This window comes from Candidatus Acidiferrales bacterium (assembly GCA_036514995.1).
Taxonomy (GTDB): domain Bacteria; phylum Acidobacteriota; class Terriglobia; order Acidiferrales; family DATBWB01; genus DATBWB01.
In genome coordinates this window covers 1-26,427 of the sequence record DATBWB010000115.1, presented here as the reverse complement: position 1 = coordinate 26,427, position 26,427 = coordinate 1, and the positions used below count along the sequence as shown (strand labels likewise).

The window sequence follows — 26,427 nt, the reverse complement described above, 5'->3', positions numbered from 1 at the left end:
CAGATATTCCGCCAAGGCTTGCTGCCAGGGGCGAAAATCAGGAAAGCCGGCCGTGCGCCAGGCACGGTTGTCGAGGACCGAATAGGCCGGGCGGCGCGCTTTTGCCCCCAAGGCCTCGCTGCTTGTCGGAGCGAGATCAGGGGAAAGTCCGAGCTGGCAAAAAATTTCTCGCGCGAAGTCATACCAGGAACATTCGCCGGTGTTGGTCATATGGTAGAGTCCGCACTGTTGGGTGCGCATGAGCGGCACAAGCTTCTCGGCAAGGTCGCGGGTGCTTGTCGGGTTGACGATTTGGTCGCTGACCACGCGGATCGGTTTTCCCTCGCCGGCAAGCCGAAGCATGCTCTCGACAAAGTTGCCTCCTCGGCTGCTACTCCCGGCCACTCCATACAGGCCGCAGGTTCGCACCAAAAAGTATTTTTCGCAGTACTGTTGCACCGCCCATTCTCCGGCCAGCTTGGACATGCCATAGATGGAAAGGGGCCTGGGCGGATCGGTCTCAACGTAGGGAAAGCCTTTGGCGCCGTCAAAGACGTAGTTGGTGCTGAAGTGCACCAGCACCGCCCCGATCCGTTGCGCAGCCCGTGCGAGGTTCAACACACCTCCCGCATTGACGGCGAAAGCCCTGTCCGCCTGATCTTCACAAGCATCCACACGGTGGAAGGCGGCTGTGTTGATGATGCAGTCGGGACGCAGCCGGTCCGCAAGAGCCTGAACAGCAGCGCCATGGCAGATTTCGAGTTCCCCGTGAGTCACAGAAACTACTTCATCCTGGACCAGGAACCTGCGGAGATCCTCCGCCAACTGACCTTTTGCCCCGATCAACAGAATCTGCATGGTTACTCCCTCTGCCGTGGAAGCCTCAAGGCAGCTCCCTCCGGATGACTCGCCGGTGGGCGCAGGTAAGCTCGCACCGGAGCCGAGCTCGAGGTAAGCGGCTGCACGCCCGGGCGGGCTGACTGTTCGGCAAGTCGGCGCAGGACATCGCTGAGTTCGCGTTGTTGAGTGGCGCGCAGTTCCTGCCGCCTGGCCCGTACTTCGCCCCACCGCCCGAGCGCCTGCATCAACCCGCTCCAGGTTTCCCACCGGCCGGCGAACAGACTTGTCAGCAACTTCAGCAGCAGGAAGAAGGCGTGGGCGGCGGCCTGGGTGGGCGTGTCGAGATGGAGCCAGTGGGCGAGCAGACGATTGCGCTCATAGATGGCCCTGACGTGCCGGGGCGAGAAGCGCGGGGTGATGGTGGAAGAGAACTGGTGCCAGACGGCGCTTTGCGGCTCGTAGCGCACCTCGAAGCCGCGCTTCCAGGCCCGCAGCGACAGCTCGACGTCTTCCCAGCCGAAGGGCGCAAACGATTCGTCAAAGCCGCCGAGGGCGAGGAACTTCTCGCGGTCGAAAAGCGAAGAGCCGCCACCGGCGAACATGGTAAGCAAGGCGGGCTCGAAGCTCCCGGCCGGCGAAGACACGAAATAGCGGCGGTGGATGCCGAGGAAGCCGCGGCGGAATTCGCCCAACTGGCCGGCGCCACGGAGCACTCCGGTCGAGTAGTCATACACCTGGCTGGCCACAGCGAACACCGCCGGGTCAGAAAAGTGGTCGGCCAGCGGCAGCAAGGTGGCCGGCTCAAGGGCCACATCGTTGTTGACCAGATAGACCAGCGGGTGGCGGGCCGACCGGATGCCCCGGTTGGCTGTGGGCGCAAAACCCTGGCGGCGCTGGCTCGATTCGCACCGCACCCGGGGAAAGCGCACGGAGAGCCAGGCCGGAGTCTCATCGGTACTGGCGTCGTCGGCGACGACAATCTCGGTGGCCTGCCGGCAAACCGTTTCGAAGGTGGCCGCAGCGTTGACGACGCTCGGCAGGAACTTCTCGAGCAACGCACGACCATTCCAGCTTGGAATGACGATGCTGACCCCGGGCTGGCCCGTTCTGTTCGCCATCATGCTGGCAGGGCGGGCAGGCGTTCGGCGCAAACTTGCAAAGAAGAACCGCCGCCCAGGCGTGTGCTGATCCATTCCCAAGGATGGAGAAAGGGTTTGAGCAGGAAGTAGCGCAGCCGTCCACCGCGCGCCCCGTGGCGGCGTGTCATGCGGTTGAGCAGGCTGTGCTTGAGCGCGTGGTAGTTTTCCTGGCCGAAGCAGTTCTCGAGCGCGCGCATGCGGAAGCCAGTGACTTCGAGCAACCGCGTCAAGGTTGCCGGCGTGAAGTGATACAAATGGTGGGGAAGCGAGAGCGCGTACCAGTCCTGGCGGAAGCGCCGTGCCTGGTAGCTCGAGAAGTTCGGCAAGCGCAGCAGCACAAGCCCGCCCGGGCGGAGGAGACGAAACGCCTCTTTGAGCGCGGCGCATGGGTTGGGGAGGTGCTCGAGCACGTCCCAGAAGGTAACCACATCGAAGTGCTCGCGCGGGAGTGCGGCGGTGGTGAGTTCGGCAGCGACGATGCGGTCCGGCCCGAGCCGGCGTACCGCTTCCTGGTACGGTACGGGCATCACTTCCAGGCCATAGCGCTCCCAGCGCGCCGGGTCGAGCGCGAGCAGGAATAACCCCAGCCCGCAGCCGACATCGAGCAGACGCCCCTGGCGACGGTAGCGATCGAGGAAGGTGGTGCGAGGACGCTGGTTGCGGCGCACCCAGGCGGGGTTGTCGGCGTCGGTGCGACCCCAGTACTCATGCCCATAGTGCGCCCCCAGTTCGCCGCCTGCCAGCCGCGGCTCGGTCATCACCAGCCGGCAGGAACTACAGCGCAGCAGCCGAAATGTTTGTGGCGTGTCCCGCTGGTTCAGCGTGACCTCGAGCACTGGCTCGCGGTCGAGCCCCCCGCACAACACGCATGGCTGTCCGGTCATACCGTTTGTCGTCCGGATTGTGCTGCAGTTTGATGCTCTCGGACGAGATGATTATAATGAATTGGGGAGGAGTTGAGGCGCATCTTTTCGCTTCCAGTCGCAGCATTTCCTGCATTGAAAGCGGCCGGCCCCATGACGACCGTGAAGGACGCAGGATGTCCGAAGGAATTCGTCCTAGCGATCGGACTGGAGTCTTTTGGCAGCGTGGGTGACAGACCTCCATAGGCTCCAGGCACATACCTGATAGGCATTGTCGGGCTTCGAGCTCGACATACATTCAAGGGTGGTCCGGAGGTGGAATGTATTTGTGTTTCGGTTTGGCTTTTGGTGGTTCGGCAACTCCTGTAGACCGTAGGCCGGAAGGAGTTGCCGAGGGCGGCGGCGCACTCGGGGTCGCCACCGGAACCAGGCTCAGGTAGCCGCCCCGAAAGCGCACCCAGTGGCTGCCGTCCATTCGCCGCTCCACCTCTCAAAGAAAAAGCAAACAACAGTCCACCGAAAATAATAAGATAACTATGGGTCAAAGGATTTTACCGCTGGACTTGCAGATACATATGATCGTCGGGGTTCCGAAAGAGACGGTCCCGGGCGAGCGGCGCGTGGCGCTTGTTCCAGAACTCGTTCCGAAGCTCATGAAGGCGAGCCTGGACGTCGTCGTCCAGTCCGGCGCAGGTGTGGCGGCGGGGTTCGTGGATCCGGCCTACGCGGAGAGGGGCGCACGCCTCGAGCCGGAGGTGTTCGACAAGGCCGATGTCCTCCTCAAGGTCCAGCCTCCCACGATCGAGGAGATCGGGAGGATGAAAGAGGGCTCCGTCCTCATCGGCTTCCTCCAGCCCTACGCCGACGCCGCCGCAATCAAGGCCCTAGCCGCGCGCAAGATCACGGCGTTCTCCATGGAGCTCATGCCGCGCATCACACGGGCCCAGCCGATGGATGCCCTCAGCGCCATGAGCACCATTGCCGGCTACAAGGCCGTCCTGATCGCGGCGAGCCGCCTGCCGAAGTTCTTCCCCTTGCTCATGACCGCCGCGGGCACGGTGACCCCTGCGCGGGTCTTTATCATCGGGGCGGGCGTGGCGGGACTGCAGGCGATCGGCACGGCGAAGCGGCTCGGCGCCGTCGTGGAGGCGTACGACACACGCCCGGCTGTCAAGGAGCAGGTGGAGAGCCTCGGCGCGAGGTTCGCCGAGCTTGGCCTCGAGACGAAGGATGCCGAGGACAAGAGCGGGTACGCTAAGGGCCAGTCGGAGGAGTTCTACAGGAAGCAGCAGCAGATCATGTCCAAGTACGTGACGAACGCCGACGTCGTGATCCCGACCGCGCTCGTCCCCGGTCAGCGGGCCCCTGTCCTTATTACCGAGGAGATGGTTCGGGGCATGCGGCCGGGCTCGGTCATCGTTGACCTTGCGGCCGAGCAGGGCGGAAACTGCGCCATCACCGAGCCCGGCAAAGAGATCGTTAGGCACGGCGTAGTCATCATCGGCCCTGTGAATCTCCCGAGCACAGTCCCGTTCCATGCCAGCGAGATGTACGCTAAGACCGTCACGAATTACCTCGCGCATCTTCTCAAGGAAGGGAGGGTCCATCTCGACCTGGATGACGAGTTGACGCGCGGCCCGCTCGTGACGCACCAGGGAGAGATCCTGTACGAAGCAGTGAAGACGACGCTCTGACCCGAGGTTGGAGGCCCACTCCATGACAACTGAACTCGAGATCGGGCTCTACATCTTCATGCTCGCCGGCTTTCTCGGCTATCACGTGATTTCGCGCGTGCCCCCGCTCCTGCACACGCCGCTGATGTCCGCCACCAACGCGATTGCTGGCATTTCTTTGGTCGGTTCGCTGATTGTCGCGGGAGCCGATTACGGCCCCCTCAGCACGGTTCTGGGATTCATGGCGGTGACGTGTTCCTCTACGAACGTGGTCGGCGGCTTTCTGATCACGGATCGAATGCTAAAAATGTTCAAGAAAACAGAGGATCAAACTGCTAAGCGACGACGGTTTCAATTCGATCCCAAAATGTTGCTGGCTTTGCCCGTGCTCGTTATCGGCTTGCTGGTACTCTTCTATTCGTATGAGGAGCTCAGTAAAGACCCGGTCCATTTCTTTCGTGATCTTCTGCCTACGCAGGCGTTGAAGTATTTCTACATTCTGTCGGCCGCTTTGTTCATCCTGGGACTGAAAGGCCTGAGTTCGCCCAAGTACGCCCGCAAGGGCATGTTCCTGGCCGAATTCGGGATGCTGATGGCCGTTGTCGGCACGCTGTTCCACCACGAGATCGTCACCTATCAATGGATCATCATAGGCCTCATCATTGGCTCCATCGTTGGAGGCACGATGGGGCTGCGAATACCAATGACAGCCGTGCCCCAACGCACAGCTCTTTCCCATTCGCTCGGGGCGCTGGCCGCCTGCTTGGTAGGAATTTCCGAATACTTCCGCCACCACGGTGAACTCAGCAAGGTGGTGATGACAGCGCTCGGGTTCGAGGTGGTCATTGGCGGCCTAACGTTTACGGGAAGCTTGATGGCGGCCGCGAAGCTTCAGGGGGTGTTGCCGGGACACCCCATCACCTACAAGGGGCAAAACGTATTCAATCTTAGCTTGCTGTCTGTTATCGCAGGAAGCTTGATCTACTTGGTCATCGTGCCGACGGCAGGGACGCTGTTCTACGTCATGGTCGGCCTGTCGTTTGTTTTCGGGCTTTTGTTGGTCATTCCCATCGGGGCGGCGGACATGCCTGTGGTCATCGCACTGCTCAATTCTTACGGTGGCCTCGCTGATGCGGCCATGGGGTTCGTCTTGATGAATAAGATCCAGATCATCACCGGCTCGCTCGACGGGACGTCGGGCTTCCTTCTTTCCCTCCTCATGTGCAGGGCGATGAACCGCTCGGCGTTGAACGTCCTGTTCGGCGCCTTCGGCAAGATCGAGAAGCAGGAGGGCGACGCGGCGGTGGAGGCAAAGGGGACCGTCCGCAGCATTACGCCCGAGGAGACGGCTGTTCTCTTCGATACTGCTCAGTCCGTGATCATCGTCCCGGGATACGGCATGGCGGTCGCGCAAGCCCAGCACGGCGTCAGCGAACTGGCGAGGGTGCTGATGAAGCGCGGCATCGATGTGAAATACGCCATCCACCCGGTGGCCGGCCGCATGCCAGGGCACATGAACGTTCTCCTCGCCGAGGCGAACGTCCCTTACGACAAGTTGTACGCGATGGAACAGATCAATCCCTACTTTCCCGAAGCGGACATCGCCTTGGTCGTCGGGGCGAACGACGTGACGAACCCGGCTGCCAAGAACAACAAGAACAGCCCGCTCTATGGGATGCCGATCCTGGAGGTTGACCGCGCCCAGTCCATCATCGTCCTCAAGCGCAGTCTCCGCCCAGGCTTCGCCGGCGTGGACAACGAGCTTTACTACAACCCAAAATGCATGATGCTCTTCGGGGATGCCAAGGAGAGCCTCAACAAATTGTTCGCTGCTCTGAGGTCCTAGGGAGGGCAGATGTTCCCTTGCGCACGCAGGACATCCAGGCGGGTAAAGGAAACGCGTGTCAGGCCGGATACTTTCCGGTGATATAGTTCTGCAGCTGCTGGATGGTCTCCTCTTGCTCCGAGATGATCCACTTCACCAGGTCGCCGATCGAGACAACTCCCACCACCTTCTCATCTTCCACGACTGGAAGATGACGTATGCGGTTGCTGGTCATGATGGCCATGCACTCATCCACGGTATGCTTCCGAGTCACGAAGATTACTGGGCTGGTCATGATCTCCTTGACCCGGGTCTCCTTCGAGGATCTTCCTTTGAGGATGACCTTGCGGGCGTAATCACGCTCCGAGATGATGCCGACCAGCTTGCCTTCGGAAATCACAAGCAATGCCCCAACTCCCTTGTCCGCCATCCTTTCTATCGCCTCGTAGACCGACTGGTCGGGGGCTAGCGACCAGACCTCACTGCCCTTGTATTTCAAAACTGAGCTGATCGTGTCACTGAGTTGCATCATTCTCAAGGCACGCGCTAGAGGACAGACCTTAGATCCTCTGACCCTGCCATTCCTTTCGTGGCAGCCTGAGCGTTGGTATCCTATCGCCGCGCGAAAGACAGGTCAAATATGAGTTTTCACTCAGCAGCGGAGGCTTCTACCAAATCGGCCGGTGAATCCGCCAGCTTCGATGAAGCGAACGTAAGGCGGATTTTGCGTCCTTCCTTTTTGTCGCCTCCGAGCGGCACTGGACTCGATCGGCACAGTCCGTTGATCCCTGAGCGCGACGATTGACAGAGTACAACTCACAGCGGTACGCTTCGCAGCAGTTCGCCAATTCATACTGAAATTATGCATTGAAATTTAGGACGGTCTGCACTTTCCTGCAGGATCGCTACAGAAGGCCTTACTTGGCCTCGGAAGAAAGGCTATGGACGTCTTATCTTGCGACGTGCTCGTGGTGGGGGGCGGGGCGGCGGGCCTGCGGGCCGCCATCACCGCAGCCGAGACCAACCCGAAGCTAGTTGTGGCCGTTATTTCCAAAGTTTATCCCATGCGGAGCCACACCGTTTCCGCCGAGGGCGGCGCCGCCGCGGTCATTAAGCCCGAGGACAGTTTGGATGAACATGCCTACGATACGATCTCCGGCGGTGACTGGCTGTGTGATCAAGATGCGGTGGAAGCGTTTGTCAAAGAAGCCCCCGCCGAGATGCTGCAACTGGAGCACTGGGGTTGCCCCTGGAGCCGGGAACCCGACGGCCGCGTTGCCGTCCGCCCCTTCGGCGGGATGAAGGTCGAGCGCACCTGGTTCGCCGCCGACAAGACAGGCTTTCACATGCTCCACACGCTCTTCCAAACCACCCTGAAGTACGAGGCCATCGAACGCTACGATGAATGCTTCGTCACCAAACTGCTGGTGGAGGAGGGGCGCTGCCGGGGCGTGGTGGCTATCGAACTGGCCTCGGGAAAGATTTTGGCTATCACTGCCAAGGCCGTCATCCTTGCCACGGGCGGCTGCGGCAGAGTTTTTCCTTTTACCACCAATGGCGCCATCAAGACCGGCGATGGCATGGCGCTGGCGTACCGCGCCGGCGTGCCGCTCAAGGACATGGAATTTATCCAATACCATCCCACCGGGCTGCCCTTTACCGGGATCTTGATCACCGAAGCTGCGCGTGCCGAGGGCGGCTGGCTGCTGAACAAGTATGGGTACCGCTACTTGCAGGATTATGACCTGGGCAGGCCCGAGCCCAAGCCGGTTTTGCGTTCCATGGAGTTAGGCCCGCGCGATCGGCTCTCCCAAGCCTTCGTCAAGGAGCAGGAGAAGGGCCGCACCCTCGAAGGGCCCTACGGCGACTACGTCCACCTGGACATCCGCCACCTGGGAGAGAAGTTGATTGACAAAAAGCTCCCTTTCGTGCGGGAACTGTGCCGCAAGTACGTGAACGTCGATCCGGTCAAAGAGCTGATTCCCGTCCGAACGGTAGTCCATTACATGATGGGAGGCGTCCACACCGGCATCCTCGGGGCCACGCCCTTGCCCGGGCTCTATGCGGCGGGCGAGGTCGCCTGCGTGAGCATCAATGGCGCCAATCGCCTGGGGTCGAACTCCCTCACCGAGTGCCTGGTCTTTGGTGCCCGGGCCGGCAGGGCAGCCGCCGCCTTTGCCGCCCAGCAGAAAGAATCAAACCCGGCCGTCTTCGCTCAGGCGCGGGACGAAGAGAGGCGGCTCAATGAAAGTTTCCTGCGTAAGATTGGCGGCAAGGAGCGTATTGCCACACTGCGCGAAGAGATGCAGAAAATTATGGAGGCTTGTGCCGGCATCTATCGCACGGGTGCCGATCTTCAACAAGCGGCGCAGGACTTGCCCAGGCTGCAGGACAGATTTCACGACCTGAGTCTCGACGACCGCAGCTACACCTTCAACACCGAACTAACCGCAGCGCTGGAACTTTCCTTTATGCTGGATGTGGCCGAATCGATGGTCCACTCCGCCTTGGCCCGCCGGGAATCTCGCGGCTCGCACCAACGCACAGACTTTCCACAACGGGACGACAACAACTTCCTGGCGCACTCTCTGGCCTACCGCGTTCCCGATGGTCCTCCGCGGATTGACTACGTACCGGTTACAATTACCCGTTGGCCGCCGGGCCAACGCATCTATGGGAAGTAGGGAAAATGCCGTCCACTGTGGCACTCAGCGTTACCCGTTATCGCCCGGAAGAGGAATCTGAGCCCACCCGTCAGACCTATGAGGTCCCATATAGGAAGGACTGGGTGGTCCTCGATGCCCTCAACTACGTCAAGGACAAGCTGGATGGGTCCCTCTCTTTTCGCTGGTCCTGCCGAATGGGCGTCTGCGGCAGTTGTGGGATGATGGTCAATGGGGAACCAAAGCTGACCTGCGCGGCCTTCCTGTCTGATTATTTCCCCGGCCCTATCCGCGTGGATCCCTTGCAGTATTTCCCCATCGTGCGCGACCTGGTGGTGGACATCACCGACTTCATCAAAAGACTAAAGAGGGTGAAACCCTGGATTATTTGGAAAGAGGAGAAGCCGCTCGCCGAGGGAGAGTACCGGCAAACGCCCGACCAACTGGATTTCTATAAGCAGTTCAGTATGTGCATCAACTGCATGCTCTGCTACGCTGCTTGTCCCGTCTATGGGTTGGAACCTGGGTTCGCCGGCCCGGCGGCCATCGCACTGGCCCAGCGGTACAACCTGGACTCACGGGACACAGGAGCGTTGGAACGCCTGGACATCCTCTCCGAGAAAAACGGCATCTGGGATTGCACTTTCGTGGGGGAGTGCACGAAAGTCTGTCCCGAAAATGTGGATCCAGCGGGAGCCATCCAGCAATACAAACTCACCAGTGCCGCCCACTGGTTCAAGTCTTTCCTCCTCCCCTGGGGGACGAAATGAGCGGTGGAGCCCACTACACCCTTCACCATCCCAAGTGGTACCGTCCGCGTATGTCGGTCTGGTGGTGGTTGCAGAAACGGACCTACACCAAGTTTGTGCTGCGGGAGCTTACCAGCGTTTTCGTGGCCTTCTTTGCCTTGATGACTCTGTGGCAAGTTCGCGCCCTAGGGGAGGGCCCGGAGGCCTACGCCCGCTTCCTGGCCCGGTTGCAGACTCCGCCCTTCCTGGCCTTGCACGGCGTAGCTTTTCTCTTTGTCCTCTTCCATGCCGTTACCTGGTTCAATCTGGCGCCCAAAGCCATGGTGGTGCGCCTGCGAGGGAAGCGGGTGCCCGATTTCATTATCGCGGGCCTGAACTATTTCGCCTGGCTGGTGGCTTCTGGCGTGGTGGCCTGGCTTTGGCTGCGAGGGTAGATGAAAAGAACGAAAACGCCGTTTCTGTGGGCTCTGTTCAGTGCCGGGGGCACCGTCGCCGCCCTTTTTATTCCCGTGCATCTTTTCTTGAATGGGCTGGCTTTCCCCTTGGGATGGGTGGAAGCGCCTGGCTATAACTCGCTGTTGAATCTTGTAAAGCAGCCCCTCATCCGCCTTTATCTCTTCGTGCTCATTTCCCTGCCTCTCTTCCACTGGGCCCATCGCTTCCGCTATACGCTTTATGATGGCTTGCAGTTGAAACATCTGACCGAACTCATCGCTTTCCTCTGCTATGGCGGCGCCTTGGTGGGAACTGCTATAGCTGCCTATATGCTGTGGAACATTCCCTAGCAGGAAAATTGAAAACCTGCTCATCCTGCGCTATGATGCTTTCGATCCAATCCATCACAGGAAGGCTAGCCATGCTGAGGGTGATTCATGCGTTTGACGTCAAGCCCGGCGTTTTGGAAATCCCGTTCATCGAGTGGCTCGACGCCCAACTGGATCAGATTACCAAACGTTTTGGCTGCCTGGAGCGGAAGACTTGGGTCTTTATCGACGGCATCCGTGGCGACTACGAAAAGAGCAAGCCCGAGCAACGTCCCAAGTACCTGAACGAAGCCTTTTGGCCCAACCAGGAGAATGCTGACCGCTTCCGGCAATGGTTGCTGTCCGACGAGGGGAAGGAGTTTCGGCAGAAGTGGTTTAGTTCCGTGGTCAACCACACCGTGCTGCGCTACGTTGAAGCCCCGGACTGGAGACCTCTCACCGACGACTAGGTTAACAAGTTGCGGCAGGGCACGCGGTTCTCTGCCGCAGCTTCTCGTCCCTCTTCCGCTGAGGGGGCGTTTGGCCGCGCACGATTCGACCGAGGAGAACCTGCGGGCGCTGGAGGGCTGGCTGCGGCGGTATGGGCGTCCGGTGGCCTTCTACACCGATAAAGACAGCCTGTTCGTGGTGAACCGGCCGCTCGATTCAAACGTTGAGCACGGCTAACCCCACACCGAGCCCCATCTTCGCCGCCGGCGGTCCGCGCAATATTCAGTTTGCTTTGAAGTTCCGTTTTTACTTTCCTTTGACGCCGGCTGGCCAGCGCGGCCGGCCGTTGAAGCAGCCTGAGCGCCGGCTGCCTCGAAGGGGCAGTCCGGCCCTTCAAAACTTGTAACCTATCTTGCGGAGGAACTCCCGCCGGTGCTTCACATCCGCCTCCGTCTCCCGTCCCTTGGGCGGAAACCCGTCAATCACGCCCATCACGCCCCGTCCTTGCTCCGATTCCGCCACCACCACCTCGACCGGGTTGGCCGTGGCGCAGAACACCGAGCAAACTTCCCAGCAATCCTTGATGCGCCCGAGCAGATTGATCGGATAGGCGTCCCGGATGAGCAGGACAAAAACGTGTCCAGCGCCGATGGCCAGAGCATTCTGGATGGCCGCTTCTTTGAGCGCGACGTCATTCCCTTCGCTGCGCACCAGGCACGGCCCCGAGGCTTCATTGAAGGCCACGCCAAACTTTGCCTGGGGAACGGTGTTGACCACCAGTTCGTGCATGTCTTCGGCGGTCTTGATGAAATGCGTTTGCCCGATAATCAGATTCGCCCCTTCGGGAAGGCTCATGGGCACGAGTCTTAGTTCCATGCTTACCTCCGCTTGACCTCGCTCCCAACCCTGAAGCGTCGGGGCGGGAGGAGTGGTCGCAAGCAAACTCCGGCAGAATTTTCACAATTCTACGCGGATTGAACGGCAGCAACAATGCAAAGGCTCAGTCCCGCCTTCGTGCTCCTTGCATTCTCCTCTCACCTCTCATAATGGCTTGCTGCGCAGAGTGGTCGGACCTTTGACGAGCGACCGTTCAACCCGGTCCTGGCCCGAGGGCGTACAGACCGAGCCGCGAGTCAAGGCCTTCAGGCTGAAGCCACATAGAAGAATTCGATGGACTCCCGGGAGAAAATGGGTTAGTTAATTACTTTTCCAGGAAATCGGGCGACTACCGCCAAGACGGATACAAAGGAGACCGTCAAACATTGTGCGGCATAGCTGGGTTTACTCACCGGAATCGTGCCGTCAGCGCTGACCGGATCCAGAGCGCAACCTATTCGCTTATTCACCGCGGGCCGGATCAGCAAGGCACCTACGAATCCCCCAATGTCTCTCTGGGCGCCGTCCGTCTGAAAATCATCGACTTGCAGTCAGGCGATCAGCCCATGTTCAGCGAGGACGGAGACACCGTCCTTGTCTTTAACGGGGAAATCTATAACCACGCCGAGCTGCGCAAGGAACTCGAAGGGCTTGGACATCGGTTTACCTCGCGCAGCGATACGGAGATGGTTCTGCGCTCTTTCCTCGAATGGGACAAGGATTGTTTCTCCCGGCTGCGCGGGATGTTTGCCATCGCCCTCTGGATCGAATCCGAGAAGCGCCTTGTCCTGGCCCGGGATCGCATGGGCATCAAGCCCCTCTATATCTACCGTCCTGGCGACGATCTCTATTTCGGCTCCGAACTGAAAGCCATTCTCGTGCACCCGGAGGTCGAGCGCCGCCTGAATCTCAAGGGCCTGAATTACTATCTGTCTTTGAATTACGTGCCCTGCCCTCACACCCTGGTGGCGGGGATCGAGAAGCTTCCGCCCGGTCACCTGCTCGAATGGCGGGATGGCAAGGTGCACTCGAAGGCCTACTGGCAGTTGGCGCTTCGGGTGCAGCCGCATTGGACGCTGGAATCTGCCCGGGAAGAATTGGACTCCCTCCTGAAACAATCCGTCCGCGAGCACCTGATTTCTGATGTGCCGTTGGGCGTCTGGATCAGCGGTGGCATCGATTCCTCCACCATCTTGCACTACGCCGCGATGGCAAGTTCGTCGCGGCTCAAAACATTTTCCGTTTCGTTCAGGGGGCGAAGCTTCGACGAGACCGCCTATATCCGCCAGATGGCGGCGCGGTACGAGACCGAGCACCACGAGTTTGACCTGAATCCTGAGGTGGACTTGCAGGGTGCCATCGAGGAATTTGCCTACTATTCCGACGAGCCCAGCGCCGACGCGGGCGCGCTTCCGGTCTGGTTCCTCGCGCGGATGAGCCGGCAACATATGACCGTCGCCCTCAGCGGCGAAGGAGCCGACGAATTGTTCGGCGGCTACGTCACTTACCTGGCCAACCGCTGGGCCCGTCCCATGCGGCGGCTGCCCGCAAGCTCACGGCGGCTGGCCCTGAATCTCCTGCGGCACTGGCCGGTCTCGGACGACAAGATCAGTTTTGAATACAAACTCAAGCGGTTCCTGGAGGGCTCACTGCTGCCGGCCGAGGAGGCCCACCTGTATTGGAATGGAACTTTTTCCCAAGCAGAGAAGAGAAATTTCTTCCTCGAGTCAGACCACTATTCTGTCGGCGCCCTGCTGGATGAGTTGCCACCGGAATCCAGGTCAGCGGGACATCTGAACCGCTATCTCTGGTTCGACCAGCGGTATTACCTGCCGGACGACATCCTCTACAAGGTGGACCGCATGAGCATGGCTCATTCGCTCGAAGTGCGGCCACCGTTTCTGGACCACCGCATCGCGGAATTCGCTGCCTCGCTGCCGGAGCATCTCAAGATCCGCGGCTTCCGGCAGAAGGTTCTGCTCAAAGAATTGATGCGAGACAAGCTGCCGCCCTCCATTCTGCGGCGGGAGAAAGTCGGCTTTGATATCCCCGCTCATGATTGGTTACGAAACACGCTGCGGCCGCTCTTGCTCGATACCCTGACGGCCGATGCCGTGGAACAGACAAAACTCTTTCGGTGGGATGCGATTCAGTCATTGATTCGCGCCCACCTGGAAAGGCGCGCGAATCTCGGGTATCACCTGTGGGGTTTGATGATTCTTTTCCTTTGGATGAAACGATGGAGAATCGAGACCACCCGAGTCGGCGAGGAGAGCCGGGAGAGTCTGGGGACCGTTCTTACTCCGACCTAATCTTCCTCCTTTTTGCCACGGTCATTTTCTTGGGTTGCATCGTTTCTCCGCCGTCGCTGATGGACGACGTCGATGCCGTGCAGGCGCAAATCGCGCGCCAGATGCTGGAGTCCGGCGACTGGGTGACCGCGCGCCTGGATGGCGTCGCCTACCTGGAAAAAGCTCCCCTCGTCTATTGGATCATCGCGGTCTCCTATCTGATCTTCGGAGTACACGACTGGGCGGCGCGAATCCCGATTGCTCTGTCCGCGATAGCGCTGTGCTGGCTGGCAGCTCGCTTTGCCCGATGGGCCTTCGGTCGCCGCGCGGGCTTTTACGCAGGCTTATGCCTGGCGACCTGTATCGGCTTGTTCCTGTTCACGCGGATTCTGATTCCCGATGTGATGCTTACCTTGACGGTGACGGCGGCGCTGTGGGCCTTCCTGCGGGCGCTCGAGGAGGACGAGCGTCATCCCCGGCGCTGGGCGTTTCTGCTGGCGGCGAGCCTGGGCACGGGTCTTCTGCTCAAGGGCCTGATTGCCGTCCTCTTGCCTGTCGGCGCCGGCCTGGTCTATTTGCTCTTCACACGCCAACTGCTGTCTCGCCGCACCTGGCAACGGCTGCGCCCCATCAGCGGATTGCTGGTCGTGATTCTGATAGCGGCTCCCTGGCACGTGCTGGCCACGCTCCGCAACCCGCCCTACTTCGACTTTACCCTCCACAGCGGCCCCGGAGTGTACCGCGGCTTTTTTTGGTTCTACTTCATCAACGAGCATATCCTTCGTTTCTTGAACCTGCGCTATCCGCGCGACTACGACACCGTACCGCGGCTTTACTTCTGGTTGCTGCATCTTGTGTGGCTTTTTCCCTGGAGCGTATTTTTTCCGGCGGTGGCGCACTTGGAGTACAAACCTGTTGACCGCGCCGGACGGACGCGCTTGCTGGCCTTGTGTTGGACAGGTTTCTTGTTGGTATTCTTTACGTTTTCTACCACGCAGGAATACTATTCCATGCCGTGTTATCCAGCGCTGGCGCTGCTTCTGAGTTCGGCGATGGCCAGCGGAGGCGCCTGGATTCGCCTGGGAACAAGGTTTCTCTCGGTCCTCGCTGCCGCCGCAACGCTGACTATCGCCGTCATCCTCTTCCGGGTGAGAGGAATCCCCACACCCGGGGATATTTCCTCCGCGTTGACGCAAAGCCCGGAGGCGTACACCCTTTCGCTCGGCCACCTGGGCGATCTGACGCTCCGTTCGTTTGCTTACCTGCAGGTCCCGCTGGTAGTGGCCGGAGTCGCCCTCCTGTTGGGAGCGCTGGGCGCCTGGCGGTTTGCGGGTCGGCGCGCCTTCCTTGCCGTAGCCCTGATGATGGTGCTCTTTTTTCATGCGGCCCGCCTGGCCCTGGTCGTCTTCGACCCGTATCTTTCTTCTCGGCCGCTGGCCGAAGCGTTGTTGCGGGCGCCTGAAGGCCGGCTGATCATAGATGGACAGTATTACCCCCTGTCTTCTGTGTTTTTCTATGCCAACCGAAGCGGGTTGCTGTTGAATGGCCGCGCCAACAATCTCGAATACGGGTCTTACGCGCCCGGTGCCCCATCGGTTTTCATTGGCGATCCCGATTTCAGGCGCCTGTGGGTTACTCCTGAGCGATGCTATCTGGTTACGGATCGGTTGGCGGTTCGGCGGCTGGAGCGACGGGTGGGGAGCGCTGCTCTCTATCCGGTGTCGGAAAGCGGCGGAAAGTTTTTGTTCACGAACCAACCGCTCCGGCTGGTTCCTCAACCAGCCGGGAACGCTGCACCGCGGTAGAGCGGCATGGTAGTAATCACCGCGTTTTTATTGGCCTTGCTGACTGGATCGCTGGTGTATTGCGTGCTGACCGTCCTCGCTGCCCGGCGCTATCTTGCCGTTCAGCCACCCTCGTTGCGTACGCCCATCGCGATCAGCGTTCTGAAGCCTCTCTCCGGCGTCGATGAGGGGCTCGAGGAAAACCTGCGCAGTTTCTTCAGGCAAGACTATTCCGGGTTTGAGATCCTGTTTGCCGTCCACCGCGCGGACGATCCTGCCGTCGCCGTCGTGGAGAAAGTCAGACGTGAATGTCCCGGTGGGCCGGCGACACGTTTGATTGTCACCGGCGAACCCCCCGGTCCCAACGCGAAAGCGTTCAGCCTGGAGCGCATGACGCAGGAAGCACGCCATCACCTGCTGGTCACGAGCGACAGCGACGCTCGCGTCACGCCGGGGCTGCTCAAAACCATCGCGAGCGAATTTCAAGAGGAAGGCGTTGGCGTGGCCACCTGTCCTTATCGGGCGGTGCCGGGCCCAAGTGTCTGGTCACGGCTCGAAGCCATCGGCATGAACACCGAATTCCTGGGCGGGGTGCTGGTGGCGCGGATGTTGGAAGGCATGAAGTTCGCCCTTGGGCCGACGATGGCAATACGAAGGGAAGTGCTGGAGCGTATGGGTGGCTTCGGCGGCCTGCAGGACTACTTGTCGGAAGATTTTGTAATAGGCAAGCTCGCGGCCGAAATGGGATATCGAGTGCTGCTCTCTTCCTACATGATCGAACACCGCATTGGCAGCCAGCCGTTCGGGACGAACCTGAGGCATCGTTTGCGGTGGGCGCGGGGCACTCGCCGGTCGCGCCCGCTGGGGTACTGGGGGCAGGTGTTCACCAACCCTCTGCCTCTGGCGGTGTTGTTGTGGGCCCTGGAGCCGGGGTGGTGGCCGCTGGTCGCTTTGACGGCTGTGTTTCGGGCCGCGGCTGCCTGGGCCGTTGCCGGTTGGGTTCTGCACGACCCTTTGACACGCAAGCGCTGGTGGTTGGTTCCGGTTCAGGATTTGCTAAGTTTTCTCGTCTGGATCGCCGGATTCTTCGGGAATACCATTCTCTGGCGCGGACGCAAGTGCTACTTGTCGCGCGACGGCCGGCTCAGACAGATGGAGTGAAAGAGAAAGCGACCGCCGCTACCCGGGGAGAGCCGTCAGGCGGAGCGGAGTTTGCCGCTTTCCAGGATGAATTCTTCACCACGCCAGGCGACACGGCTTCCCGTATAGCTTCCCACCCAAACCAACAGTCCAATCAAGTCGCGCAACGGAACAAGCCAAAGATCGCGCAGCGCCCGGCGGTCACCCACGACGCCCAGTCCCACCGCGAGCGCGACCCACAACCGCAAGAGCAGAGCAACTCCCAGTAGTCCCCAGACCCAGAACGTCCCGCGCCAGGCAATCACCGCCAGAACCGCCCACGGCAGGGCGAAAGTCACAACCAAGCCGGCGTAACCGCGCGGCCGCGAGTGGCGCGTCGTCCTCCCCCAGCGCAACTGGTGCCGCAGGAAGCCACCCAGCGAGTAGTTGGGAAGGTAGTTGTCCACCACGCAGTCGGAAAGAACCACTCGCAAACCGGCCGCTGCGATCCGCTGACCGAGAATAAAATCGTCAGCAAGATAGTCGGCCAACGGCTCAAAGCCGCCGATGGCATCGAGCGCTTTCCGCGAAAAAGCAAGCGTGGCGCCAAGGCCGAAATGGATGCCTTCGAGTTTCCTCGCGACAAGCACTCCGGCGTGAAATTCCGTGCTGATGCCGATGGCTTCGAGCCTCGAACCGAGCGTTCGCCCCGGGACAGCGCGATACGGGCAGGTGACCATCCCGACCCTCGGGGTTGCCAGAGGAGCCATGACCCGTCGCAAATAGTCCGGGGGGACCCGAATATCGCTGTCATTGACCACCAGGAATTCGTGCTGGGCCAGCGGTAGCATCTGAATCAACTTGCTGACTTTTGAGTTCGAGCCGAGCTTCTTCGGGCAAACCACCAGGCGAATCGTCCGCTCGGGAAAATCTCGGATCAGCCGCTCAATCACCGGGACAGCCGGGTCATTGGCGTCGGCGACGCCGAAGATGATTTCGTAGTGGGGATAGTCTTGCCGGCAATGGCTGCGAAGATTCTCATAGGCTTCGGGGTCAAGCCCGCGCATCGGCTTCAAAATGGATACAGGCGGAGAGAAGTGGGCGGCCAAGCCTTTGCCCGCCGCGGCGGGCCGCCGGAAGCTACGAACGCTCCACAGGCACAAAAGATAGTAACCCAACCCGCTGAGGGTCAGGAAAAGGGCGATGATTTCGAGCGCGAGACGCAGCATCTCTTCCCAGTCCCGACGCGTCGCTGCCTCTACCCGATAGAGACCATGGCCACGCCGGCGCAAACCCCCAGGATGCCGGCCCATCGCCGGCTGCTGATTTGCTCGCCCAGCATGGATCGGGCTACCAGCGACTCTACTACGTAGCCCAGGGCGGTGGCCGGAACCGCAAAGCTCAACTCTGTCCGAGCCAGCAACACAAGGTAGGCGAAAAACGAGACCGCCATCAACAACAGGCTCAGGGCAAAACGCGGATGGCGCACGGCCTTGCCAAAAAGGCGCAGGAGCCGGCCGACATGCAGCGTGTGAATCTCTCCCGCGTGCTTCATCGCCTGCGTCGAAAAGACTTCCCCCACGGCGCCGGCCAAGACGACTAGAGCGAGCAGGATCAGGTTGACCATCACTTCTCCTTGTGCGCGCCCGGCTGCGCCCGGTCCGCTTTGAGCGGGGTGGTGCGCGGCGGCGTGCCGCCAACCAGCAATACGCCCAAGCTGATGGCCAGAGTTCCCATCCAGCGGAGCACGGAGACACGCTCGCCCACCACGAAGTGGGCAAGCAGGGCCACGGCGAGGTAGCCGACCGCGCTCGACGGCATCACGAAGCTCAGGTCGGCCCAGGAGAGGGTGGCAAGAAAGAGAACGAAAAAGCCGATGAGGCAGGCAATTCCCAACCAAACCTCGCCCATCGAGAAAGCACGCGCGAACGCCGCCAGCCACTCCCCCGGCGTTGCTCCGAAGTCGCCCGCCAGCTTCATTCCCCGGCTGAGGAAGAGGTTTCCCGCCGCGCCGGCGACCACCGCCAGCGCCAGAACCACAAACGTTTTTATGCGCAGCGCCCGCGCCGTCCGGGCTACGGGCCCCGACGGAATCGGGGCGGGCGCGACCTCCAGCGAACCTTCTGCCATGTTTTCGAACTAAGAGGGGCGCAAGGCTTGAGCAAATTTCCAGCGCTGCGCGCGCAGACGGAGGAATTCTACCGCTTCGTGATAGAGGCGTCGCCGCTCGACGGAGTTGAAGAGCGCCTTACGGACAATGCGGAAAGCCACCCGAGGCCGAAAATAGTAGCGATCATAGAAGCGGTTGACCGCGGCCACGATCTCCTGGCGCGACAGTCCGGGATACTCCAGGTGGGGCAACTGGTGGCCCTGCTCGTCCGTCATCGCGGTTTCTAGAAGATAGCTGTTGCCGACGAGGTACTCATGGAAAGCCGTTCCCGGGTAGGCATGGGCAATCGAGACCTGAATCGTTTCGCAGTCAAGATCTTCGGCGAACTGCATGGTGCGCTCGATGGTTTCCTTTGTCTCGCCGGGCAAGCCGATGATGAAGTCTCCATGGATGAGGATACCGAGCTGTTTGCACCACCTGGCAAAGCAGCGGGCCTGCTCGGTGGTGGCGCCCTTCTTGATGTTTTTCAGGATTTGATCGTCGCCGGATTCAAAGCCGACGATGAGCAGCCGGCAGCCGGCATCCCGCATCGCCTTGAGCGTTTCATAGTCAGTGGTGCAGCGAGCGGTGCACGACCAGGTGAATTTCAGCGGCTTGAACTTCTCGGTGATTTCCAGCACCCGCGTCTTACGGATGTTGAAGGTGTCGTCGTCGAAGAAGATCTCCTTGATCTTCGGAAAAAGCTGGAGCGCGTGGGCTACTTCCCGCGCCACGTTGTCTGCCGAACGCGTGCGCCAGGCATGGCCGCTGGTCGTCTGCGGCCAGAGGCAGAACGTGCAAAGCGCCGGGCAACCCCGCGATGTGTAAAACGACAGGTACGGCCAGAGCAGGAAGGGAACGTTGTAGCGCGTGACGTCCAGGTCGCGGTGATAGATATCGGTCACAAACGGCAGCGAGTCCAGATCGTGCAACGGCGGGCGGTCGGGCGCGTGGGCAAATCCCCCGTTCTTGCGGTAGCTGATCCCCATGATGGAATCGAGCGGCCGCCCCTGGGCAAATTCGACGACCGAATGGTCAAACTCCTTCCGGCAAACAAAATCAATGGCGTCGCAGACGCGCAAGCTCGGCTCGGGCAGAACCGTGACGTGCGGCCCCACGAAAGCGATCTTCAAGTCAGGCTTGGCGGCCTTCATCATTTCCGCCAATTTAACATCCTTGGCGAACCCGGCCGTGCTGGTGTAAAGAACGACGAAATCGTAATCCCTGGCAATCTGGACGGTCTGCTCGACCCCCACCTTATGCGGATTGGCATCCAGGACGCGGCTGCCCGGCAACATTCCGGCCGGATAGCAAAGCCACACCGGATACCAGTAAGACTCGATCTCGCGTGTGGCCGGCCAGCGCGAACTGGCGCCGCCGTCATAGCCCTCAAAGCTGGGTGGATTGAGAAACAGTGTTTTCATCGCCGAGCTCATAGTTCTCCTGCGAGACAGTCAAATTAAGGAACGTCAAGGGTCTTTGCCTGCCCCTCAAAAGCAAACAGCGATTCTACTTGAAAAGCGTCACGATTTGTCCGGTTATTTTGGCAAGTTCCAATTGAGCACGCTGGGACTGGACGTCACTCGCCAGGAAGGCGATCCAGCGATCATTCTCTTCGAGACGGGCCTTTTCGAGCTCTCCCAGACCGATTCTTCCCTCATCGAAGCGAGCCTGGGCGATTTGGACCTGTTCGGTGGCAAGCTGAAGCTCCAGGCGGGCGACCTCGCGGGCGGCAGCCCATTCCTTCACTTTGCGCGCCAGGCGGCGAACCTCCATCTCCACCCGGGCGCGGTGGGCCTCCATTTCCAGCTCCGCTTCGCTCAACTCGCTCCTTGCCCCGGCCACCCGGCGAAAGGTGCGGAAGCTGAGCACCGGAAATTGCATCGAAATCCCCACGACCACGTTCTGGCGCTGGAACCTCCGGAAGAACTCTTCAAAGTTGTTGAACTTGGCAAAGACGCTGTAGCGGGTCACGAAATCCACCGTGGGGAAATAGCCGCCCTGCTCGCTCTTCAGGTGAAATTGCTTCGCCGTGGTCTGAAATTGCGCTTGGCGGAGCCCGGGATTCTGTTCGAGGGCGAGACGGATCAGCTCCTCCTCATCCGATTGCGACGGGTCGGGGTAGGAAACAGCGGGGAGAGTATCATCCAGGAGTTCGATGCGCATGCTGCGACGAATGCCGGTGAGGTCCCGCAGGTCAGCCTCGCTGGCCTCGGCAAGCCCTTCCACCTCGGCCAGGCGATACTCGATGCGGGCCAGCGCCAGCCGGGCGCGGGTCAACTCCACCGGGGTCTCCAGCCCGGCAAGCCGCCGCTCGGTCATGATCTCAAGAATTTTCTGGGCGCTCTCGCGCTCCTGTCCGAGAAGTTTGCGAGAGCGACGCAGGCGGTTCAGTTCAAGATAGGCGGCCGAGGTGCGGGCAAAAACCTCGCCGCGGACTTTTTCCACCTCGACTTCACTGGCCCGGGCAAGCTGTTGCGCCTCGCGCACCAGATTGCGCTGGCGAGGATTGAAAATGGAAGCGATGATCCCGACATCGATGATCGAGGGCGCGCTGCCTTCAATCGAGAGCGGGAAGCCGCTGCTGTAAGCCAGTCCGGAGCCGACGACCGCCTCGGGATAAAACGGCGCGCGCTGTTGCTGGATGAAGCGCTCGGCCGTCTGCACGCGCAGCCGGGCCAGAGTAATTTCGCGGCTGTGCCCGTCGGCCAGCTCGATGGCCCGCTTGAGCGTCAGGCCCTCGGCCGTGCCCTCGGCGGCGATGATCTTCCGCACGGAGAGGGCAAAAAACAAACCCAAAGCAAGAGCAATGATTTTTCTATTCATAGCGAAGTGACTCGGTTGGATGGAGTTTGGAGGCCTTGTCAGCCGGCACCAGCCCAAAAATCACCCCCACCAGGGTGGATACGGCAAAGGCGATGACAATCGAGGCCGGCGAGACACTGATCTGCAGTTCGGAAACAAAAGAGCGGACGATCAGCGGAATGCTGACGCCAAGCAGAATTCCCGCAGCCCCGCCAGCCGTCGAGATGGTGAGCGCTTCGGTCAGGAACTGCATCATGATTTCCCGCCGGCGGGCACCCACTGCCTTCTTGATCCCGATTTCGCGGGTCCGCTCGGTCACCGTGACCAGCATGATGTTCATGATGCCGATGCCGCTGATCAGCAGGGCGATAAAACTGATAAGGAGAAGCACAACCGTCAGGATGTTGCCAATCCGGTTGGCTGTCTCCAGGATGGCAGCTAGGTTTTCCACGCGATAGGACGATCCGGCCCGGTGACGCGACTTGAGAATCTCGGCCACTTGTCTGGTGGCATAGGGAACGTCTTCAGGCCGCTCCACCGAAACATAGAGCATGTCCACCTTGTCCGATTTGGTGAAGTACCGGCTGACCGTGATCGGGATCACAACGGTTTGCTTGGTGATTTCTGACTGGCCGAAGGTTTCGACCCCTTCCTTGAAGACGGCGATGACGGTGAAATTGACCCTGTGGATTTTCACGAAGTTGCCAATCGCGTTCCCGTAGGGAAACATCTTGCGGGCCAATTCCTCGGTGAGCATCGCCACTTTGTTCCGGGCGGAGAGGTCGGTGTCATCGAGGAAGCGGCCTTCCAGAATCTTCAGATTGCGGACGACGCGGAACCCCGGGGTGGCGCCGATGATGGTGACATCGCGCTCCTGGTGGTCGATGACCAGCCGGTCGTAGTGGATAATGACGGCTGAGCTTGCCACCAAATTCCGCACCTGGTGCTCGATCGCTTGCACGTCACCCATGTTCATCTCATCCGCCCAGGTGGGGGTCGCGGCCGGATTGGCGCTTGCCTCGTACGTGGCGTAAATGAGGTTCGAGCCGACGCCCTGGATTTGCTCCATGATGTACCGCTTGCCGGTCAGGCCGATGGTGACCACCAGGATCACCGAGGCGGTGCCTATGACCATACCCAGGGAGGTAAGAAAAGCGCGAATTTTGTTAACCCGCAACGCTTCCCACGTGAAGCGCAGGCTCTCGCCCCAGTACATTTCGAGCACCCCTAAAATGCTTTAATATATCAGATTCTCGCCGCCCTCCGGAAACTATCGCACCGGGCCGCTTCAGGCAGCCAAGTGGTTTATTTCTTGACATTTGCGGGCTTGGCTTCTATAAAACAAGCCGCCTTTGAGGAGGCTCGTGAACGGGAAACTACTCTGCCCGGTCTGCGCCGGCGGCCGGGTGCGCGACTGGTTTGAGGACATCTGGCCGGACCGATTCCGCAAGCAAGCTCGCTGGTGCCGGGACTGCCGCTTTGGCTTCGTCCACCCGCTGCCATCCCAAGAAAACCTCGACCGCATCTACTCCGCCGCCAGTTACTTCGAAAATCCTGAGTGGAAAGGCCTTGGCTACGACTGTTATGAAATGGAAGCCTACTGGCGGCACGCGGCTGCTTTCTTGAGCCATTTCGGCGTGCCCGGAAAACTGCTCGACATCGGCTGTGCCAGCGGACTGTTTCTTGGGAAGGTCAAAGCCGCCGGGTGGGAGGGCTTCGGCCTCGAGCTGAATCCGGCTGCCGCTCGAGAAGCGCGGGCCAAAGGCTTCACCGTCTATGAAGGACATCTCGAGAAGTGGGGACGGGAGCTCGGAGAGAATTCTTTCGATGCCATCACCATGCTCGAAATCCTCGAGCACGTGCTGGATGTTCGCCAGGCGCTCGGATTCGCTCGACGGCTGCTGCGCCACGGCGGCGTCCTGGTTCTTTCCACACCGAACCGTTTTGGCTTGCCGCAGACCTTCGTTCCGGGATTCTTTCGAAAAAAGGCCCGGGAGCACCTCTGGTATTTCACCCGGCGGAGCCTGACTCTCCTGCTCGAACAATCCCATTTTCAAATTCTAAAACTCCAGTCCGTCTCCCTCATCGAACCCACGCTTCTTGCTGCCGCGCGAAAATCTGATGTCCCCAGGTGATGCTGTCTCCTCCATGCCGCTCCGCTGAGCCCCCCGGGCACCGGCCTGGGGGAAAAGAAGGGAAGGAAATCCCCGAGGCGGGTGCCTCGGGGCTCGGTGAGCATGTGTGAAGCGTGTACGGGGCACGAGGCCTTGCGCCCCTGCGTTCTATTTCTTCTTGCGAAGTTGACGGAGGGCTTCCTTGGCCTCTTTCATGTCCGGTTCGAGCTTGAGGGCCTTGCCGTACTCCTCTTCCGCCTTGGGGAGCTGTTTCCTTTTCTCGAAAAGGCGCCCGAGCCAGACCCGCGCCTGAGCCCGCGAAGGATCCTCGGCGCCGACCGGGCCGGCGATATACTTCTCCAGCAACTGTTGCGCCTCGTCGAGTTGCTTGTGGTTGACGATGTAGCTTACTGCGGTGAAGTAAGGCGCGCGGCGATCGCTCGCGTGCCGCTCGATTGCCATCTGCATAACCGGTTCCATCTCGGCAAAGCGGCCGCGCCCGCGGTAGAACTCGGCTAGGTCAAAATAGGCATCGGGGCGGCGCGGTTTGGCCTCCACCGCTTTTCTTAGTTCCACCTCGACCTTGTCGTATTGCTTTTGGCCGGCCCAGTAGCTGGCCCAGGCGCGATGCCCCTCGATGGGATCGCGTTTGGCAATCTCCTCTGCCCCGGCGCGGGCTTTGTCATGGCCCCCGCCAAGAAACCCCGGGGCATCGAGGTAAAACTCGAGCAGATCGGAGCGCGCCGCCAGATTCTGCGGGTCAAGCTGAACCGCTGTCTCAAATTCACGCCTGACTTTGCCCGCCAGGGAAAGGGCGCTAAACCAGGAGGAACGTTCCGCCTTGCGCCCGTAAGCGCGGCCCAGCCAGAGGTGATACATCGAGTTGCGCATTTCCCCCTTGACCGCCCGTTCAAGCTGTTTGATGGCCTGGTCAAAGTTGCGCTGTTCGTAATAGGCGCGGCCCAACAGGTAGCGAAGCAAGGGGTTGTCGCCGTCCCGCTCGAGAGCGGTGGTGAGCGGCAAGACCGCCTTTTCAAACTGCCCCTCGTCAAGCAGCTCGCGGCCCAACCTCAGCAGCTCGCTGTCGGCGCTGGCATGGGGAATGGCGAGGAAGAGGACTCCAAGAAGAAGGAATGCCCGAACAGACAGCCGCTGCATCGCTATGGCACCGCCCGGACGCGCTGGCCGTCCCGCAAACGATACTCTCCGGGCAGGGCGACGCGGTCGTTCTCCTTCAATCCGGAAAGGATTTCAAAAAAGGCAAAATTGGCGGTTCCTGTCTCAACCGCGCGGCGGCGAACGGTGTGGTCATTCACCACGAAGACAAACCGCTTGCCCGCCTCTGTCGTCACGGCATCCCGGGCCACCAGCAACGCCCCGTCAATCCCCCGCACCAGGATCTCAACGTTCACGTTCACATTCGGCAGCAGCTCGCCTCCGGCAGGGTTCTGGATCCGGCAAACCACTTCCCCAACGCTTCGCGTTCCGTAGGGCACCACCGCAGCCGGAACGCGCTCCGTCTGCCCTTCCCAGGTTTTGCCCGCATAGGCATCCCAGGTCACTTTCACCGCCTGAGCGGGTTTCAATTGCCCGAGTTCAGGCTCGTCCACGAAGGCGATGACCTGGACCTGACGCAGATCCGCCATTTGCACCAGCAGGTCTCCCACGTTCACGTAGTCCCCCGCCTTCACCTTGACGCCATAGACAGTGCCGCCCGCCGGCGCCACCACCGCGATCGAATGTAGCTTGGCCTCGAGGGATTGCACCCGGTTGCGCGCCTGCTCGACGCGGAGCCGGGCGCTTTCCTGGAAGGTCTTCGCTCGACTTTGCAAGTCGCTCCAACGCTTGGCGACGTAGCCCGACTGCTCGACGGCCTTTTCCCAAAGCTTCTTGGCGTCAGCAACTTCCTGTTCGGAGGCGGCTTGTTTGGCCAGGAGTTTTTGAAGCGTGTCGTAATTTCGTTGGGCCTGTTCAAGATCAATCTGGGCCTGCGCCCGTTGCAATTCCAGCCGGCGAAGTTCATCGGTTGGTCCGCCGGCTCCCGCTTCCCGCAGCGCAATATCGGCGTTCACAAGCTCGTTCCGCGCGTCGGCAAGCTGGGAGCGAACCTCGCTGTCGTCGAGGTCCAAAAGCTTCTGGCCAGCCCGCGCCACGTCGCCTTCTTTCACCAGAGTGCGCCGGACAAACGTAGCTGCTTGGGCACGCAATTCATGAGGTCGAATCGGCTCCACCTTGCCATTGGTGGAAATGGTCGCCACCAGTTTGCCGCGCTGGACGGTGGCGACGCGAACCTGCGGGTCCGGGTCACGCCCGGCGATGGCCAGCCCAAGAAGGACTAGCGCGGCCAGGCCCGCCACCATCCACC

The 26,427-nt window shown here is 60.6% G+C and carries 25 protein-coding genes; 12 read left to right on the top strand and 13 right to left on the bottom strand.

Annotated elements, in window-relative coordinates:
- From rfbD to VIH17_08260, 3 genes are all read right to left on the bottom strand, one after another.
- Positions 1-837, bottom strand: an 837-nt coding sequence (gene rfbD / locus VIH17_08270; GenBank protein ID HEY4683230.1) for a dTDP-4-dehydrorhamnose reductase, incomplete at its 3' end; no start/stop codon positions are given.
- Positions 838-839: 2 nt separating this feature from the next.
- A complete protein-coding gene (locus VIH17_08265) occupies positions 840-1,940 on the bottom strand; it encodes a glycosyltransferase (GenBank protein ID HEY4683229.1) in 1,101 nt (366 codons plus the stop codon).
- Positions 1,937-2,842, bottom strand: coding sequence for a class I SAM-dependent methyltransferase (locus VIH17_08260; protein ID HEY4683228.1), 906 nt, complete (start codon positions 2,840-2,842; stop codon positions 1,937-1,939). The genes VIH17_08265 and VIH17_08260 overlap by 4 nt, the downstream gene beginning before the upstream one ends.
- Before the next feature lie 554 nt (positions 2,843-3,396).
- Between VIH17_08260 and VIH17_08255 the strand changes: the two genes are divergently transcribed.
- Positions 3,397-4,515, top strand: a complete 1,119-nt coding sequence (locus VIH17_08255; protein HEY4683227.1) for a Re/Si-specific NAD(P)(+) transhydrogenase subunit alpha — start codon at positions 3,397-3,399, stop codon at positions 4,513-4,515.
- A 22-nt stretch (positions 4,516-4,537) separates the two neighbouring features.
- Entirely contained in the window at positions 4,538-6,340 is a 1,803-nt protein-coding gene (locus VIH17_08250) for an NAD(P)(+) transhydrogenase (Re/Si-specific) subunit beta (GenBank protein ID HEY4683226.1), read from the top strand.
- A 58-nt stretch (positions 6,341-6,398) separates the two neighbouring features.
- Here the strand turns inward: VIH17_08250 and VIH17_08245 are convergent, their stop codons facing one another.
- Positions 6,399-6,851, bottom strand: coding sequence for a CBS domain-containing protein (locus tag VIH17_08245; GenBank protein HEY4683225.1), 453 nt, complete (start codon positions 6,849-6,851; stop codon positions 6,399-6,401).
- 409 nt (positions 6,852-7,260) lie between these two features.
- On the opposite strand from VIH17_08245, the gene frdA reads away from it, so the two are divergent.
- From frdA to VIH17_08215, 6 genes are all read left to right on the top strand, one after another.
- The gene (frdA, locus tag VIH17_08240) at positions 7,261-9,003 is read left to right on the top strand and encodes a fumarate reductase (quinol) flavoprotein subunit (protein ID HEY4683224.1); all 1,743 of its coding nucleotides are present in this window, start codon (positions 7,261-7,263) and stop codon (positions 9,001-9,003) included.
- A 5-nt stretch (positions 9,004-9,008) separates the two neighbouring features.
- Complete coding sequence (locus VIH17_08235; GenBank protein ID HEY4683223.1) at positions 9,009-9,752, top strand: succinate dehydrogenase/fumarate reductase iron-sulfur subunit; 744 nt, start codon at positions 9,009-9,011, stop codon at positions 9,750-9,752.
- On the top strand, positions 9,749-10,165 hold the full coding sequence (locus VIH17_08230) for a hypothetical protein (GenBank protein ID HEY4683222.1): 417 nt from the start codon (positions 9,749-9,751) through the stop codon (positions 10,163-10,165). The genes VIH17_08235 and VIH17_08230 overlap by 4 nt, the downstream gene beginning before the upstream one ends.
- On the top strand, positions 10,166-10,516 hold the full coding sequence (gene frdD / locus VIH17_08225) for a fumarate reductase subunit FrdD (protein ID HEY4683221.1): 351 nt from the start codon (positions 10,166-10,168) through the stop codon (positions 10,514-10,516).
- A gap of 71 nt (positions 10,517-10,587) precedes the next feature.
- On the top strand, positions 10,588-10,944 hold the full coding sequence (locus VIH17_08220) for a hypothetical protein (GenBank protein ID HEY4683220.1): 357 nt from the start codon (positions 10,588-10,590) through the stop codon (positions 10,942-10,944).
- Positions 10,945-11,014: 70 nt separating this feature from the next.
- The gene (locus VIH17_08215; GenBank protein ID HEY4683219.1) at positions 11,015-11,161 is read left to right on the top strand and encodes a hypothetical protein; all 147 of its coding nucleotides are present in this window, start codon (positions 11,015-11,017) and stop codon (positions 11,159-11,161) included.
- Positions 11,162-11,317: 156 nt separating this feature from the next.
- Here VIH17_08215 and VIH17_08210 read toward each other — a convergent pair whose 3' ends face one another.
- On the bottom strand, positions 11,318-11,800 hold the full coding sequence (locus VIH17_08210) for an adenosine-specific kinase (protein ID HEY4683218.1): 483 nt from the start codon (positions 11,798-11,800) through the stop codon (positions 11,318-11,320).
- Positions 11,801-12,186: 386 nt separating this feature from the next.
- Here VIH17_08210 and asnB point away from each other — a divergent pair, with 386 nt between their 5' ends.
- The 3 genes from asnB to hpnI (VIH17_08195) are packed head-to-tail and all read left to right on the top strand — an operon-like array spanning position 12,187 to position 17,036.
- Entirely contained in the window at positions 12,187-14,112 is a 1,926-nt protein-coding gene (gene asnB, locus VIH17_08205) for an asparagine synthase (glutamine-hydrolyzing) (protein ID HEY4683217.1), read from the top strand.
- Positions 14,040-15,896 carry a glycosyltransferase family 39 protein gene (locus VIH17_08200; protein HEY4683216.1) on the top strand — a complete coding sequence of 619 codons (1,857 nt, stop codon included), beginning with the start codon at positions 14,040-14,042 and terminating at the stop codon, positions 15,894-15,896. The genes asnB and VIH17_08200 overlap by 73 nt, the downstream gene beginning before the upstream one ends.
- A 6-nt stretch (positions 15,897-15,902) precedes the next feature.
- Positions 15,903-17,036 carry a bacteriohopanetetrol glucosamine biosynthesis glycosyltransferase HpnI gene (gene hpnI, locus VIH17_08195; protein ID HEY4683215.1) on the top strand — a complete coding sequence of 378 codons (1,134 nt, stop codon included), beginning with the start codon at positions 15,903-15,905 and terminating at the stop codon, positions 17,034-17,036.
- A 35-nt stretch (positions 17,037-17,071) separates the two neighbouring features.
- On the opposite strand, the gene hpnI (VIH17_08190) is transcribed toward hpnI (VIH17_08195), so the two are convergent.
- The 6 genes from hpnI (VIH17_08190) to VIH17_08165 all read right to left on the bottom strand — a co-directional run bounded on the left by hpnI (VIH17_08190) (position 17,072) and on the right by VIH17_08165 (position 23,164).
- Positions 17,072-18,223, bottom strand: a complete 1,152-nt coding sequence (gene hpnI / locus VIH17_08190; GenBank protein ID HEY4683214.1) for a bacteriohopanetetrol glucosamine biosynthesis glycosyltransferase HpnI — start codon at positions 18,221-18,223, stop codon at positions 17,072-17,074.
- Between the two features lie 29 nt (positions 18,224-18,252).
- Positions 18,253-18,621 carry a hypothetical protein gene (locus VIH17_08185; GenBank protein ID HEY4683213.1) on the bottom strand — a complete coding sequence of 123 codons (369 nt, stop codon included), beginning with the start codon at positions 18,619-18,621 and terminating at the stop codon, positions 18,253-18,255.
- Entirely contained in the window at positions 18,621-19,124 is a 504-nt protein-coding gene (locus VIH17_08180; GenBank protein HEY4683212.1) for a hypothetical protein, read from the bottom strand. The genes VIH17_08185 and VIH17_08180 overlap by 1 nt, the downstream gene beginning before the upstream one ends.
- Positions 19,125-19,133: 9 nt before the next feature.
- Entirely contained in the window at positions 19,134-20,567 is a 1,434-nt protein-coding gene (gene hpnJ / locus VIH17_08175; protein ID HEY4683211.1) for a hopanoid biosynthesis associated radical SAM protein HpnJ, read from the bottom strand.
- Between the two features lie 85 nt (positions 20,568-20,652).
- Positions 20,653-21,969, bottom strand: a complete 1,317-nt coding sequence (locus tag VIH17_08170; GenBank protein ID HEY4683210.1) for a TolC family protein — start codon at positions 21,967-21,969, stop codon at positions 20,653-20,655.
- Positions 21,962-23,164: an ABC transporter permease gene (locus VIH17_08165; protein HEY4683209.1), complete on the bottom strand. Its 1,203-nt coding sequence runs from the start codon at positions 23,162-23,164 to the stop codon at positions 21,962-21,964. Before VIH17_08165 ends, VIH17_08170 begins: the two co-directional genes overlap by 8 nt.
- A 148-nt stretch (positions 23,165-23,312) precedes the next feature.
- Here VIH17_08165 and VIH17_08160 point away from each other — a divergent pair, with 148 nt between their 5' ends.
- Positions 23,313-24,083: a class I SAM-dependent methyltransferase gene (locus VIH17_08160; protein ID HEY4683208.1), complete on the top strand. Its 771-nt coding sequence runs from the start codon at positions 23,313-23,315 to the stop codon at positions 24,081-24,083.
- A 147-nt stretch (positions 24,084-24,230) separates the two neighbouring features.
- Here the strand turns inward: VIH17_08160 and VIH17_08155 are convergent, their stop codons facing one another.
- The gene (locus tag VIH17_08155; GenBank protein ID HEY4683207.1) at positions 24,231-25,220 is read right to left on the bottom strand and encodes a tetratricopeptide repeat protein; all 990 of its coding nucleotides are present in this window, start codon (positions 25,218-25,220) and stop codon (positions 24,231-24,233) included.
- A 2-nt stretch (positions 25,221-25,222) separates the two neighbouring features.
- Positions 25,223-26,427 (bottom strand): efflux RND transporter periplasmic adaptor subunit (locus VIH17_08150; protein HEY4683206.1); only part of this gene is annotated, 1,205 nt, incomplete at its 5' end.